General features: G+C 27.6%; 11 protein-coding genes. 10 read left to right on the top strand and 1 reads right to left on the bottom strand.

Annotated elements, in window-relative coordinates:
- Positions 1 to 8: 8 nt before the first annotated feature.
- The 10 genes from T483_RS0110625 to T483_RS0110585 all read left to right on the top strand — a co-directional run bounded on the left by T483_RS0110625 (position 9) and on the right by T483_RS0110585 (position 13,553).
- Positions 9 to 1,952 carry a DUF2075 domain-containing protein gene (locus T483_RS0110625; RefSeq protein WP_026886833.1) on the top strand — a complete coding sequence of 648 codons (1,944 nt, stop codon included), beginning with the start codon at positions 9 to 11 and terminating at the stop codon, positions 1,950 to 1,952.
- 283 nt (positions 1,953 to 2,235) lie between these two features.
- Entirely contained in the window at positions 2,236 to 3,117 is an 882-nt protein-coding gene (locus T483_RS28950; RefSeq protein ID WP_035790102.1) for a DNA-methyltransferase, read from the top strand.
- A gap of 65 nt (positions 3,118 to 3,182) precedes the next feature.
- Positions 3,183 to 4,208 (top strand): hypothetical protein, encoded by a 1,026-nt coding sequence (locus T483_RS0110615; RefSeq protein WP_026886832.1) that lies wholly within the window; start codon positions 3,183 to 3,185, stop codon positions 4,206 to 4,208.
- 244 nt (positions 4,209 to 4,452) lie between these two features.
- Complete coding sequence (locus T483_RS0110610) at positions 4,453 to 5,556, top strand: HRDC domain-containing protein (RefSeq protein ID WP_051560339.1); 1,104 nt, start codon at positions 4,453 to 4,455, stop codon at positions 5,554 to 5,556.
- A gap of 21 nt (positions 5,557 to 5,577) precedes the next feature.
- Positions 5,578 to 8,019 (top strand): transcriptional repressor LexA, encoded by a 2,442-nt coding sequence (gene lexA / locus T483_RS30460; RefSeq protein ID WP_026886830.1) that lies wholly within the window; start codon positions 5,578 to 5,580, stop codon positions 8,017 to 8,019.
- Positions 8,020 to 8,095: 76 nt separating this feature from the next.
- Entirely contained in the window at positions 8,096 to 8,482 is a 387-nt protein-coding gene (locus T483_RS0110600; protein ID WP_026886829.1) for a hypothetical protein, read from the top strand.
- A 363-nt stretch (positions 8,483 to 8,845) separates the two neighbouring features.
- On the top strand, positions 8,846 to 10,255 hold the full coding sequence (locus T483_RS28945) for an McrB family protein (RefSeq protein WP_155268470.1): 1,410 nt from the start codon (positions 8,846 to 8,848) through the stop codon (positions 10,253 to 10,255).
- Positions 10,230 to 12,053 (top strand): DUF2357 domain-containing protein, encoded by a 1,824-nt coding sequence (locus T483_RS28940; protein WP_051560332.1) that lies wholly within the window; start codon positions 10,230 to 10,232, stop codon positions 12,051 to 12,053. Before T483_RS28945 ends, T483_RS28940 begins: the two co-directional genes overlap by 26 nt.
- A complete protein-coding gene (locus T483_RS30100; protein ID WP_051560331.1) occupies positions 12,010 to 12,717 on the top strand; it encodes a hypothetical protein in 708 nt (235 codons plus the stop codon). The genes T483_RS28940 and T483_RS30100 overlap by 44 nt, the downstream gene beginning before the upstream one ends.
- 179 nt (positions 12,718 to 12,896) lie before the next feature.
- A complete protein-coding gene (locus T483_RS0110585; RefSeq protein ID WP_026886828.1) occupies positions 12,897 to 13,553 on the top strand; it encodes a leucine-rich repeat domain-containing protein in 657 nt (218 codons plus the stop codon).
- 101 nt (positions 13,554 to 13,654) lie between these two features.
- Here the strand turns inward: T483_RS0110585 and T483_RS0110580 are convergent, their stop codons facing one another.
- Positions 13,655 to 15,424, bottom strand: a complete 1,770-nt coding sequence (locus tag T483_RS0110580; protein ID WP_026886827.1) for an ABC transporter ATP-binding protein — start codon at positions 15,422 to 15,424, stop codon at positions 13,655 to 13,657.

Genomic DNA, 15,424 nt, shown 5'->3' with positions numbered 1-15,424 from the left:
TATAAAAGGTGATTGTATATCAAGCTAGTAAAAAAGATTTTATGAAGCATGTTACTAATGATGAAATCAGTATTTTGATTGATAGAGAATATAAGAATAAAATAGGAAGGTCTAGAGAAAGAGAATTTAAAGCTTGGGATAATTCAATGCTTTATATGTTTAAGGCCCTTAGCACTGATGAAATACCTGATGAATGCGGAGTTGCTATTGAATATAGAATTCCTGCAACGTCAAAGAGAGTTGATTTTATTTTAACTGGCCTTGATGAAGAGGATAAGGAAAATGTTATAATTGTTGAGCTTAAACAATGGGATGAATTAGAGGAAGTAGAAGATGAGGATGGCATAGTAAAGACTTTTTTGAATAAAAGTAAGATAAAAACAGCTCATCCATCATATCAAGCTTGGTCATACTCCAGTTTAATTGAAGATTATAATGATTCTGTTGAGAAGAAAAATATTAAATTACATCCATGTGCGTATTTACATAACTACATAAAGAGAGAAGAGAATGATCCTCTTGAAAATGAAATTTATAATAATTGGCTACATAAAGCACATGCATATGCTAGAGGAGATGTTATAAAACTTAGGGAATTTATCTGCAAATATGTTAAAAAGCCTGATCAGGGAAAAGGTATTTATTATATTGAAGGTGGTAAGATTAGACCTTCAAAGTCTCTTCAAGATGCTCTTAAGGTAATGATTGATGGTAATGAAGAATTCATTATGATTGATGACCAAAAGGTTGCTTTTGAGAGTATTATGAGAACTGTTCGTGATTGCGTTAAAAATGAAAAGAAGAAAACTATAATAGTTGAGGGAGGCCCTGGGACAGGTAAGTCTGTTTTAGCTATTAATCTTCTTGTTAAGATATGCAATATGAATCTTAATTGTCAGTATGTAACTAAGAATGCTGCTCCTAGAAATGTATACTGCGAAAAGCTTAAGGGCAATTATAAACAAAAATATATTAATAATTTATTTAAAGGATCAGGTGTTTATACTGATACCTCTAAAAATGAAATTGATGTTTTGGTAGTTGATGAAGCTCATAGACTTAATGCAAAATCAGGTATGTTTAAGAATATAGGAGAGAATCAGATTAAGGAAATCATAAATACTGCAAAAGTATCTATATTCTTTGTAGACAATAATCAAAGAGTTACTATGGATGATATAGGAAGCATTGAAGAAATTAAAAATCATGCAAAAGCTTTAGAGGTTAAAACTAGGAAATTAAAACTTACTTCTCAATTCAGATGCAATGGTTCTGATGGATATGTAGCTTGGCTTGATGATGTATTAGAAATAAATGAAACAGGTAATTTTGATGGGTTTGAATTCGACTTTGATTTTAAGATATTCGATAATCCAAATGAAATGAGACAAGCTATAAAAGAAAAAAATCTAATAAACAATAAGTCAAGATTAGTTGCAGGCTATTGCTATGAATGGATTACTAAAAAGAAAGAAAACTATAATAAATTTGATATAGAATTCCCAGAGCATGATTTTAAAATGAAATGGAATTTAAGTAATAGCTCCACTTGGGCAATTGATAAGGAATCAGTAAATGAATGTGGCTGTATCCATACCTGTCAAGGTTTAGAATTTGATTACGTTGGAGTAATAATTGGACAAGATTTAAGATTCGAAAATGGAAAGATAATAACCGACTTTTTTAAGAGAGCAAAAACTGATAAGAGTTTAAATGGAGTCAAAAAGTTGTATAAAGAAGATAAAGAAAAAGCTCTTAAAGTAAGCGATGAACTTATTAAAAATACTTATAGGATACTTATGACTAGAGGACTTAAGGGATGTTATGTATGGTGTGAAGATAAAGCTCTTTCTTATTATTTTAAGGAGAGAATAAATTCTTTTAGTCGTCAAGTTGGAGTGAAGGAAATTGAAGAAAATGAAATTTCAGATGTTGTTAAGAGTTTAACATGATTTAATTATATAATTTGAATTTATTTTACTAAATAGTTTTTGGGTTAATATAAATCAAAAAAGAGCATATGCAAGTATGTTCTTTTTGTTTAATATGATTATGGTAAAAGTCTTGATTAATTGTATTTTCCAGAATTATAATCCACAAAAAGAATTAATAAATACAAATATAACAATAGAACTAAATAGTTTGTAAAAAAATATTGCATAACGTTAATAGAATATATTGGACAAGCTATTAGTATAATTTATTAAATAGTAATCATTTAGGGTAACTTATTAAATGGAAATAGCGCAAGGTATTGTGAAGAAATGTACATGGAAAGTATATAAAGGTAACTGTTTAGATACACTAAGAAACATGGGGGATAAAAATGAGTTAGTAGATTGTATTGTTACTAGCCCTCCATATTTTAATAGAAGGTCTTACGGTGCACCGCCTAAATGTGATGGAAATATAGCAAAATGGTTATATGCTTCTCCTGGAAAACCAATAGAAGGTGAAATAGGAAATTCAAATGATAAAGATAAGTATATAGAAGATATAGGAAAAGTTTTAGAACAATGCTACAGAGTTTTAAAAAATGATAAACTTATGTTTATTAATATAGCAAATACTCATAAAAATTTAGAATTATTAGATTTTAGTTCTAAATTTATAGATTGTGCTAAAAATGCAGGATTTATACACTGGGATACCATAATATGGGTTAAAGAAAATCCAATGCCGCCTGGAACGCATGGAGGTTACTATCTTGCACAAGGATGGGAATATATTTTAGCATTTAGAAAAGGTGAAAAAGTTCAAATAGATAGTAGCACTATAAAGATTAAAACTCATTTTAAATGTAAGAAATGTGGGGAAGAAAATTATTTGGATTCCAAAATAACACCTAATTATCTATATAGTTATATTGGATGTTACGGAAGGAAGTTAAATAAAACAATATCTCATCCAGCAATATTTCCTATTGATATACCAGAATATTGTTTAGGAATAGCGACAAAAGAAGGTGATGTTGTATTAGATCCTTTTGTGGGGAGTGGAACAACACTTATAGCTGGCATAGAACAAGGACTAAATGTTATTGGCTGTGAATTAGTGCCTGAAATATATGAGGGCTTAGTTAGTGGAATGAATTTATTAAGTAAAAAACAAATTTAAAACTGCATAAAAATAAAAAAACTATCCAAACTAAAATATAATTTTTACTTTAAGGAGTATTTATTATGGAGAAAAATTATATAAAAATTTTGGATAGTTTTAAATTTAATGATTATATTACAACAAAACAGATTAAATATGAATTGAAATACTCTGATCATGTTGAAGCAACCAAAATTATAAAAAAATATAATATTGCACAATCTTATGATTATATAAGAGCATGCGGAAAAAGCGGGTTTACAGATTTTGCATTAAGTAAATTAGAAAAAATAACAGAAAACGATAGTAAATATATTATTTCAAGAAAAATCGATGATAGAGTTATCTATCTATATAGTAATAAGTTACCAGAAAAAGTTGAAGAAATGAAATGGTTAGTATCAAAAGGATATTTTGATACAATTCAATCGAAAAACAATAAAATTAAAGGCTATTTTAAAAATGAGAATGAGATAACAATAGGTAAAAAATCTGTTGGAGAGATTAAAATAATATTGGATGAAGCAGATATTAATTCAATAGTTACAAGAAAATATTATTTATTTAATAAGAATCATCTAAATATTCAAGCTCAAGTTGGGGCATTAGGTGTCCATTTCGGTTATATATCTAAGTTGGCTCGTAATAATAAGAATGAAGAAATATATGGAGTTAATCTAAATGAAGTTTGTACTGCAACTATGGAAAATTTGAATTTGTCAAATTTGAAATCAGAAAAATCTTCCGAAAAAATAGATTATGTAGATGTAATATGGATAGATGATTTAACACGCGATTTAACTGTAGCGTTTGAGGTTGAATTTAAAGAAGGTTGGCTAGATGCTTTAATGAGGTTGTTATCTTTAAGCCTTGCTTCAGGTTGTTCTAGTAAAGTAGTAAATGTTATTATATCTCAAAATGAAGATGATTTTTTCATTATTAGAGATATATCTAATATGGATATTATATCTCCTATAGTGAAAAAATCTAAATTAGCACATTTGACAACTCAAAAGCTTTTACGAATATTAGACTCAAGAAATAAGGGAATTGATTCAGAATTATTAAAAAAGAGATTCTTTAAAGAATTAAGGTATATACAAAGTTAGGATTTACTTATCTTGGGTGCTTTGATGTTAATACTGAGTAAGAGTTCAAATTAAATTTTTCGAATGCGGTATATATTGGCATTTTAAACTTAAAAATATTATATAAAATAGGCTTAAAGTAAACCATAATATTCTTTAAGTCTTTTTATTTTATATTAAATCCTAATATCAAATAACTAAAAAAATGTGTTATAATTATAAATAAAAGAATAATATGGAAAAATAGGTTTAAGGTGTGAGATTAATGTCAATTTTTGATAAGCTGTTAAATAAAAGAACAATAACTAGTTCGATATTTCTAAAAGAATTTGAAGATAATAATAAGCAATTGCAAGATTTAAATGATCTTTTAGAAAAGGTTAGTGGTGACAAAAAGAATTTAATTAATAGGGATATATTTTTTATAAAGCAAGAATTATATGGTGAGAAAAATGTTTATAATGAACTTAAAAATTCATTTATACCAATGTTAGCTGTTCATAATATTAGATTAGAGTTTAATGATTATGTAGCTCAATATGATTTTATACTTATAACTGCTAAGTGCATTTTTGTTTTGAAAACTAAGCAGTTAAATGGAGATATTGATATAACTGAGGATGGAGATTTTATAAGAATAATAAAAAATAAAGAAGGTAAATTCTTAAGAAAACAAGGTATGTATAATCCTATCTCAGCAAATGAGAGGGAAGCATATATTCTTGAAGAAATTTTACATAGAGAAAAGCTTTTAAATAGTATTACCTTAAAACCTATAGTTGTAATATCTAATCCAAAGGCTATTATAAATAAATCCAAGTGTCCTGAAAAAATAAAGAGTAACTTATATAAATATGATCAAATTTCAACTTTAATTAAGAAAGTATTAGATGATAGTAAATATGCTAAGGAATTAAGTGAAAAAAATATGTATGAGATTGCAAATTATCTAATAAATAATAATAAAGAAGAAAATATTGATTATATCTCTAGATATTCATTAGATAAGGTAGAGACAAAAAACGAGAATGTAGATAAGGTTAGAAATCTACAGCTAAATAATGTAGAAAAACATGTAGGTTTAAAGGAAAAAGATATTGAATTAAGTCAAGATAGTACTGATTCTAAGCGAAATGAAAAAAGCAGTAATAATGAACACTCTGAAGTTTATGAACTACTTAGAGAGTACAGATGGAATAAGTCAAAGGAAGAAGGCTTTAAACCTTATATGGTTTTTAATAATGAAGAATTAAATTCTCTTGTTGAAGCTAAACCAAAGAGTAAGGAAGAGCTTTTAAAAGTAAAAGGATTTGGTCCTAAAAAAGTTGAAAAGTATGGAGATGCAATATTAGAAATTTTAAATAAGTAAGGATTGGGAAGGCGTGAGATAATGCAGCTTAATTTAGAACAGAAGAAAATTATTGAGAGCAAGCCAAATGGACATACCTTAATTAAAGGGGTTGCTGGATCTGGAAAGACAACTGTTGCTGTTAATAAAATACCATTACTTATTAGACATTATTGTGTAGAACGTGATGATAAGGTACTTATGGCAACTTATAATAAATCACTTTCAAATTATGTAGCATTTATATATGAAAATATTAAAAATGAGGTAAATGATCAAAAGAGTTTATTTGATGAGAGTAATGAAGACAAGTTAGAAATAAAGACTATAGATTCATTAATGTTTTATTATTTTGTCCAATATAAGAAAAAACATAAATTGAAAATGGAAATTGCGAGTCCTAAAGAAAGTCAGAATGCACTTATAGATGCAATACATTATGTATCAAATAAATATGAAGATATAAAAATAATTGATCCAAGGTTTCTTCAATTTATTAAGGAAGAAATATTATGGATTAAATCTTGTAATTATTTAGAACTTCAAGAATATCAAAATGTAGATAGAGTTGGTAGAGTAAGAAAAATTAATAATGATGGACCTCAAAAGCTTAGAAAAAATTCTAAGCAAAGAAACGCAATTTATGAAGTCTTATTGAAATATAACAGTAATTTAGAGAAAATTAATAGGCTGGATTTTCAAGACATGTCGTTATTAGCTTTAAAGCAGGCAAGGAAAAATCTAATTAATAAATATACACATATTTTAATAGATGAAAGCCAAGATCTGACAAAGGTTCAGCTTGAATTCTTAAAGACTTTATATAATGAAAAATCATATTCCAGCATAACTTTTATAGCAGATGTAGCGCAAAGTATATACCCACAAGCTTGGCTTATAAAAAATCGCTCATTTACTAGTATTGGCTATGATATGAAAGGTAAATCTAATTCATTAAGTAAAAATTATAGGACAACCACTCAAATAGCTCAGGCTGCTTTCAGCCTTATACAGAAGGATGAAGATTTAATTGAAGATGATAATTTTGTTAAGCCAAATTTAATTGATAAGCAAGGAGAATATCCTATCTACAAAAATTTTGATAATAAAGAAGATGAATGCAGTTATATTTCAAGTTTAATACTAAAGGACTTACGAAAATCGTATGATCTTAAAGATATTGTAATAATTGCAAGAACAAATACTCAGCTTAAAGAAATAGAGAGCTACTTGCAAAAACATAACATACCATGCTTATTGTTTGATGGAAAAGATGAATTCGACTTCGCTAAAGAATGTGTAAAGCTCGTAACTATGCATTCTATTAAGGGCCTTGAATTTAAAGTTGTAATAATGGCTGGAATGAACTCAAAAGTAATGCCATTATGCTTAAATAAAAACGAATTTGATGACGTTGAAATGTTGGAATCAAGAGAAAGAAAACTATTTTATGTTGGTATGACAAGAGCAACTGAAAAGTTATTTATAACATCAGATGGTATACCATCTAAATTTATAAAGGATATTGATTATAAATATTTAAGAGTAAAAGAAAGTTGCTTAATGAGAAGAATTCATACAATTAAAATAGAGGATTATTTATTAAAAGAAAGTATTCCTGATATGTATTCAGAAGAAGAAAGAGTTAGACAATGGATATTAAAAGAGCTAAATGAAGTGTACAAATATCCATTAAATTTATTTACTATAGAACAAAAAATTAATATAGGTTCAAGTGTTAAGTTTGCAGATATAGCAATAGACATATATAGAAATAAAGTTAAAGGACCTTACATTTTAGCTGAAGTTAAAAGATGGGGAAATGGGGCAAAAAATGCATTATCACAACTTAAAAGCTATATGGCAAACTGTCCAAGTGCACAATATGGAATTGCTACAGATGGAAATGAACTTATTATAATAAATAAAGAATTAGAAGAAATTAATGATATACCAAAATTCAGTTCATCGATGATACCATCTACTCTTGAAACGATTGAGTACATTAATTTAAAGCGAAATATTTCTCATAAATTCATAAAAGACTCAGATTCAATAAGTGAAATTTATGTAGAGAATAATGGAATTGAAGAAAAAATTGAAAATATAAGATCTATACCAATATACAATGAAATTGCTGCAGGTAAGCCTATTTTAATAAATGATTCTTTAGAAGGCAAATATTTTTTACCTTCAGATTGGGTTGGAAATTCTAATGATTTATTTATACTAAAGATAAAAGGTGACTCCATGATAAATAAAAATATTAATGATGGAGATTATGTAGTAATAAATAAGCAAAGTGTAGCAGATATTGGGGACATAGTAGCAGTCGATATAGAAGGGAATGCAACATTAAAGACTTATAAAACCATGGGTGGTAAAATATTATTGATGCCTGAAAATGATGCTTATGAGCCATTTATGCTGGATGAAGATCAATTTAGTATTATCGGGGTGGCTGTTGGGATTATAAAGAATTAGTAAAGCTGAGGTTTTCTTTATGTTGGAAAACCTCAGCTTTATTAAAAACATTCTAAGTTAATGAAAGGAATCACATATGGAGAAGATTTTAAAATTAATACCTAATAAAATTGAAGATAATCAAGATATAGAGAAAATGATACAATATTTAAATAAAAGCATAGAGGAATTAGATGTAGTTATTTTTGAACGTCAAAAAGAGAAGAATGCCTATTTTGTTGTGCCTAGGAAAATTTATGATGAAAATCTGGTTAGAGAGAAAAATGGAGAAAAGATAATCGGAAATAGAAATGTTTTAACTTGTTGGCAGTTTAAAACTAAAATTATGTTAAGTATAAGACCAATGTTTAATCCGTCTAAAAGCAATGATAAATGCACATTTCTAAATATACAAGATCTTGAAAAAGAAAATATTGATTTTGTAATTAAAAATAAATATAAAGAGCTTATAAATAATAATTAGTACAATATTTATGAAGAAAATGATATAGAGGATTTAGGGAGTAATAAAGAAAGATCTGATTCATGGAGTAAGATCCAAACAGAAAATATAAATGCAATAGCAAGAAAGGCAGTAGATCATAGTACATTTCAAGAGGGAACAGTTATTCCAACACGATATCATGAGAGATTTATTGAAAATCTTTCTAATGAGTTAATTAGAAGTGGGAAAGTAGATATAACTATAGTTATTGATAATCAAAAGTTCGGTGCATCAATTAATTTCCCAAATTTAAATAGAAAAGATAAAGTTATAAAATTGTTATTTAGAAAAAAATTAAAAGAATACTTATCAAAAGAATTAAATACAAGCTATCAATATATTATGAGAGTAAAAGATCAAGGTAGTAAGGGAAAAATAATTAAGTTACCAGATGAATCCCAGGAATACATGGACTTTTACAAAGGTGAAGAAAAGGATACTTTTATAGTAAAACTAATTAAAAGAGATGAAAATGCAACTACTGATGGTGACGATGAAGATTTTAATGATAATAATATAGAAGATATTGAAGAAACTTCAAATGAAACTGAAATAATTAAAGATTTTGAAGTTGGGAAAGCAGTAGATTACATTCACAATTGCATAGAAAGCCAAGGCTATACTTATGATAAGTTATTAATTAAAAATCTTTATATATCTCTAAAAACAAAACCATTTGTAATTCTTTCAGGAATATCGGGGACAGGTAAGAGTAAAATTGTAGAGTTATTTGCAAAGTCTATTGGAGCTACAGCAGAAAATAAAAGATTTAATTTAATTCCAGTAAAACCTGATTGGTCAGATAATACAGATCTTTTAGGTTTTAGAAATATTGAAGGAAAATTTACACCTGGAATAATAACTAAGGTTTGTTATGATGCTATGATACATCCTGAGCTTCCATATTTCATTTGTTTAGATGAAATGAATTTAGCTAGAGTTGAGTATTATTTTAGTGACATTTTATCTCTTATGGAAACAAGAAGATTAAATGAAGATAATGAAATAATAACTAATACTCTTCTGAGTTTAGAGCAGATAGGGAGGGATTCTGTATCTATTAGTACTTATGGAGATGTTTATATTCCTCAAAATTTATATATTATAGGAACCGTAAATATGGATGAAACAACCTTTCCATTTAGTAAAAAGGTTTTAGATAGGGCAAATACAATTGAATTTAATAAAGTTGATTTAAGTTATTCTTTTGAAGATGATGATACAAGCTCTGATAATTCTAATATTGACGAGGAAATTAGAATTTATCATAATGATTTCTTAAAGTCAGAATTCTTAAAAATTAAGGATTGTAAAGAATTTAAAGATACAGCTCAAAAAGCTATAAATGAACTTATTAAAATTAACAGCATTCTAGAAAAATATAATTATCATTTTGGATATAGAGTAAGAGATGAAATAACTTTCTATATGATTTATGCTGTTAAAGATAATTTAATGAGTTTTGATGAAGCCTTTGATTTATGCATTGTTCAAAAGATTCTCCCTAAAATAAGTGGAAGCAGCAATGAAGTTTTGGACATGCTCTTAGATATATTTGAATTATTCAATGAGTATAGATTTTCAAATAGAGAATATTTAGAAGAAAAAGAATTGAAAGACTTAAAAGAAAAAGTTACAGATTTAAATGAAGGTTCTGATAAAATAAATTATAAATTCAAATTAACTAATGAAAAACTTATCTATATGATCAGGAGGTTCATAAGAGATGGATTCACAACCTTCTGGCAATAATAATGAACTTATATCTGTAGAAACAGAAAATATAATCTTTGTTCTTAAAGGTGAAAGATATGGCATAAGTGATGAAGCAATCTTAAGGATTAATACATTTAATAAAGATCTCATCGAATCTGATATTGAATATATAAAAGGATTATTTCTTAAAGAATACTCCAATTATGAAATTATAATTCAGAGCAAAAATGGCGCTGATGTAGAGTTTTATCATCAAAATATAAATATAAGAAATAAGGTAACACCAATAACTTCAAAATCAAAGAACTTAAGTGGTGTAATAAACTTTAAAGGAGATATTGGAGCTACTGATTTTGTAGTTACGGTTAATAATAAGATAGAACTTGAAATTATCTTAGAAGTATATCCAACAAAAATAAGTTATAAAGAAGATTATAAAGCTATTTTAAAAGATGTAAATGAAGAAATATATAATTTGGCTTATGGCTTTTTAGCAAGAACTTATTTATCTTCTGAAATAAATAATAAGAGCAATAATAATGATAGTGAATTTTATAGCATTCTAAATTATGTCTTTGATAAACTAAAGAAATCCATAGACATAATCTTGTATAATCCATATCATGAACTTCAAAAAGATTCAAGGGTAGTAAAATATCATAAAATAAGAAATGCACCTAATGAAACAATAAAATATTTAGAAAAAAGACCATATTTAATGGAAAAGATAAATGGCACCTATTTGCCTAAAGAAGCATTAATCACAAATAAAACTGTAACTACCAATACAAAAGAAAATAGATTCTTAAAGTTTATGCTATTAAAAGTAATTGATAAAATAGATAAGTTTCTTTTAAAGTTAAAAAAGCTTAATAACAATGACAAAGAAATATTAAAAAAATTGAACAGCTTTAAAAGGGAAATAAACAAAAGAATTAATACTTCAATTTTAAGAAATATCCCATGTGAATATAATGAAGCTAATCTTTCATTAGTATTTTCAATGGGGAATGGATATAAAGAAGTATATAAATATTATCTTATGCTTCAAAAAGGCTTGAGTATCAATTCAAATATATTCAGCCTTTCAATGAAGGAGCTTTCGTTATTATATGAATATTGGTGTTTCATAAAGATAAACTCATTGCTTAAAAAGAAATATAAATTAGTAAGCACTGATATATTAAAAATTAATAAAGATGGGATTACAGTTTCACTTGTAAAAGGTGTTGAATCATCACTTACTTATTATAATCCACAAACAAATGAAAAATTCAAAGTTTACTATAATTCCAGAAGAAGTTCCAAAACAGTATCACAAAAGCCAGATAACGTATTATCTATGCATAAAGATAGCAGTATTAAATCATATGAATTCATATTTGATGCAAAATATAAGATAGATACATCCCCAGAATATATTGAGGCTTATGGAAGTGTTGGTCCTAAGGAAGAGGATATTAATACAATGCATAGATATAGAGATGCCATTGTTTATGATTATAACAAAGATAAATTATTAGAACGTAAAGATAAAATAAAGAATCCTGTTGGAGCTATAAATAACTGCATATTTGGAGCATTTGTATTGTTCCCATATGATAATGAAGAAGAATTTAAAAATCATAAATTTTATAGGAGTATAGAAGAAGTTAATATAGGCGCAATACCGTTTCTTCCTTCAACTACAAATCTCATGGAAGATTTCCTAGAGGAAATTATTGATGAATCATCTTATTCAAGTTATGAAAGGGCAATAGAGCCTGTAGGAAAAGAGGATTATTTAAAAGATGAATACTTTAAGCAGAGAACCAAAATCTATGATTTTGAGTGAATCGCTTACTCAGCGAACGAATGTGAGTCGAGCTTCCTTAAATAGAGAGGTATTAGTTGGATCATTAAAAGGTAGAGAACAACTAGAAGTAAGCATTAAATATAACTTTTACCACATTCCAAAGAATAAAGTCAATTTAGCTAAAAACAATATCAAGTATATTGCTTTGTATCAGTCAAAAAACAAGTTTGGTGATGATGCAGGGATATTGTGGTATGGGAAAATTAAGAATATCGACATAGTAAAAAGAAGTGAAATACACGAGCTGCCAAAGGCTGATGACACGTTATACTATAAGTTTGAGATTGAAGAGTGGTATAAGCTTCAAAATAAAATAGAAATATCAAATCAGTCTATTAGAAGCTTTATATATACAACTTTATATCTGCTAAATAATTCAAAGAACACAACTGAATTATTTATAAAAGCTAAAGAGGAATTCAGACTTTTCACAGAGCTTAAAAGAAGACATAGTGAAATATCCATTGAAATAGATAATATCGATGATAAAAGTAAAATTAAAGCTTTTAATATAGATGATGTGAAAATTATTGTTGATGATAAAAATATAATGAGTGTAATAGGAGAAAATGTAATTAGGGTTTCTAAAGATGAGTTTTTGAAGAGGCCTGTGAAGTCTATTAAGGAACTTTTAAGAAGATAAGATTTTAACGCCTAGAAGTACTATTGATAAGGAATTGCGGAGGATGCAGTAAAAATGTTAGAAGCTGGAAGGAAGATATAAAAATAGATAAAGTGACTGTTTTGAGATAATAGTGAATATTATTGGTAATTATGTTAAAATATTAATTTAAAATGAAGGGGTAAAAAGTGGGGAAAAATATGAAAAAGTTAAAATTAACAAAAGTAATAGCTAGTGTATTAGTAGTAGCTTCAGTATTATTATTAAATCCAATAGGTGCAAGTGCAGAATGGCAACAAAATTCTAATGGCTGGTGGTATTCAGAAGGTGATTCATACGCTAAAGGTTGGAGATATATTTCTGGAAACTGGTACTATTTTGGTGTATTTGGATATATGGACAAGAATAAAGATGTAGATGGCTGGTATTTAGATGATAGTGGAGCTGGGATAGAATGTATTAAAGCTGGAGAGTTTGATATTCTTAAGTCAACTAGCGGAATTGTAAAATTTAATAGGAAGGTCCCTTGGGGTCCAGGAATAACTGGTATTCCATTAGTTATACCAGGAAAAATAGGGGATATTGAGATAAAAAGCATAGGAAATAGTGCATTTTATGAGTGTGAGTATTTAACAGATGTAACAATTCCAGACAGTGTAACAAGTATTGGAAATAATGCATTTGGAAGGTGTGTTAGTTTAAAAAGTATAATAATTCCAGATAGTGTGGAAAGTATAGGACATGATGCATTTTACGCTTGTGATGATGCTGTGTTTTATGTTAAGAGTGAAAAAACAAAACAATATTTAATCACGTATGGTATATCTCCAAGTAGAATTATATTAAATACTAAATGATGCTCATTAACTAAATTTATATTGGAAGGAATTGCTAATTTTAAGCAATTCCTTTTATTTTTTTATCTTTTTTAGTCAGTCTTTAGCTGGCTCGAAGTTTTTTAAGCATCCTGCTTTAGGAAGCTGTATTGAGCTGAATACAGTTTATAATAATAACCATGATTTTTAAGGAGTTCATCATGAGTACCTGACTCAACTATTCTGCCTTTAGAAAGTACAAAAATTTTATCACAATCTCTTATTGTAGAAAGTCTATGAGCTATTACTATTGAGGTCCTTCCTTTCATAAGCTTTTTTATACCTTCTTGAACTAATAATTCAGTTTCAGTATCTATATTTGCAGTTGCTTCATCTAGTATTAGTATTCTTGGATCTGCAATTAAAGCTCTTGCAAAAGCTATTAATTGTCTCTGACCAAGGGAGAGTCTTGAACCTCTTTCATTTACATCAGTATCATATCCCTTTTCTAGTTTTTCGATAAACCCATGAGCGTTAACGGCCTTTGCAGCTTGTATTACCTCTTCATCTGTAGCGTTTAATTTACCATAGCGTATATTTTCTTTAATTGAGGTTGAAAATAAAAATGAATCTTGAAGCATTATACCCATTTGGCTTCTTAAGCTTTCAACAGTGACGTCTTTTATATCTACACCATCAATTTTTACAGAGCCAAAGGTAGGGTCATAGAATCTGCTAATTAAATTAGTTATAGTTGTTTTTCCTGCACCAGTTTCACCAACTAAAGCTATTTTTTCGCCAGCTTTTAATTTAAATGAAGTATTCTTAAGGGCTGGAATATCAGCATTAGTGTAAGAAAAAGTAACATGATCAAATTCGATATCTCCTTTAATTTGAGGGAGAGCCTTAATTGATGCTTCATCTACCATATCACTTTTGGTATCTAAAATATCAAAAATTCTTTCGCCAGCAGACATACTGGTAACAAAGGCATTGTAAAATGAAGATAGATTTATAATAGGTCTCCAAAGCATTTCAATGTACATAAAAAATGCCATTAACGTACCTAAGCTTAAATTTCCTTGTTTGCTTAACAAATATCCAGAGCCGAGTAGAATTACCATACTTAAACCACGGAAGGAAGTTAAAAATGGCCAAAAGAAATCTTGAGTAAATACAGCAGTCATAAAACCATTTGCATGATTTCCAATATGGCTGTCAAATTTATCTTTAGCGTAATATTTTCTGCTAAAACCTTGAATTACTTTCATTCCTGATAAAGATTCATGAGTGTATCCAATTAAAGAAGAACGATGTTCTCTAAAAATTTTCCATTTATTATCTGCCTTAATCTGAATGTAGAACATTGCAAATAATAATAAAGGCATTGTAATTAAGCAGATACCAGCTAGCATTGGATTCAATATAAGCATTAGGCAAATTACTAGGATAATAGTAAAAACATTAGGAATTAAATTTACAATACTATTATTTAATAAATTTTGAAGAGCATTTACATCTCCAACAACTCTTGAAATAATCTTTCCAACGGGCCTATTATCAAAAAAGTTAAAGCTTAAAGTTTGTATATGAGTATATAAGCTATGTCTAATATCCACTAAGATTTGATTGGTAATCTTAGACATGGCGATAGTTCTGATTCTAGATAAAATCATTGAAAATATATTCATAAGTATTAGTCCACATCCAAGAAGAAATAAGGCCTTAACATTTTTTTCTGCAACAAAAGTATCTATAGATATTTTCATTAAATAAGGGGTAACTGAATTACAAGCCATTACAATAAGTAAAAGTAAAATTACAAAAGTAACTTTCAGCTTATAAGGTTTAACATAGGTTAATAGTCTTTTTACTATTTGGATCTTGGATGATTCATGTGAAATATCATTCAT

This window comes from Clostridium beijerinckii HUN142 (assembly GCF_000621745.1).
GTDB classification, from domain to species: Bacteria; Bacillota; Clostridia; order Clostridiales; family Clostridiaceae; genus Clostridium; species Clostridium beijerinckii_A.
The sequence above is the reverse complement of the archived record's forward strand: the minus strand, read 5'-3'. Positions and strand labels throughout refer to the sequence as shown.

Coding starts and splice junctions, on each gene's coding strand:
- T483_RS28950 (WP_035790102.1), top strand. CDS start 2,236: ATGGAAATAGCGCAAGGTATTGTGAAGAAATGTACATGGAAAGTATAT.
- T483_RS0110615 (WP_026886832.1), top strand. CDS start 3,183: ATGGAGAAAAATTATATAAAAATTTTGGATAGTTTTAAATTTAATGAT.
- T483_RS0110610 (WP_051560339.1), top strand. CDS start 4,453: ATGTCAATTTTTGATAAGCTGTTAAATAAAAGAACAATAACTAGTTCG.
- lexA (WP_026886830.1), top strand. CDS start 5,578: ATGCAGCTTAATTTAGAACAGAAGAAAATTATTGAGAGCAAGCCAAAT.
- T483_RS0110600 (WP_026886829.1), top strand. CDS start 8,096: ATGGAGAAGATTTTAAAATTAATACCTAATAAAATTGAAGATAATCAA.
- T483_RS28945 (WP_155268470.1), top strand. CDS start 8,846: ATGAGAGTAAAAGATCAAGGTAGTAAGGGAAAAATAATTAAGTTACCA.
- T483_RS28940 (WP_051560332.1), top strand. CDS start 10,230: ATGGATTCACAACCTTCTGGCAATAATAATGAACTTATATCTGTAGAA.
- T483_RS30100 (WP_051560331.1), top strand. CDS start 12,010: ATGAATACTTTAAGCAGAGAACCAAAATCTATGATTTTGAGTGAATCG.
- T483_RS0110585 (WP_026886828.1), top strand. CDS start 12,897: ATGAAAAAGTTAAAATTAACAAAAGTAATAGCTAGTGTATTAGTAGTA.
- T483_RS0110580 (WP_026886827.1), bottom strand. CDS start 15,424: ATGAATGATATTTCACATGAATCATCCAAGATCCAAATAGTAAAAAGA.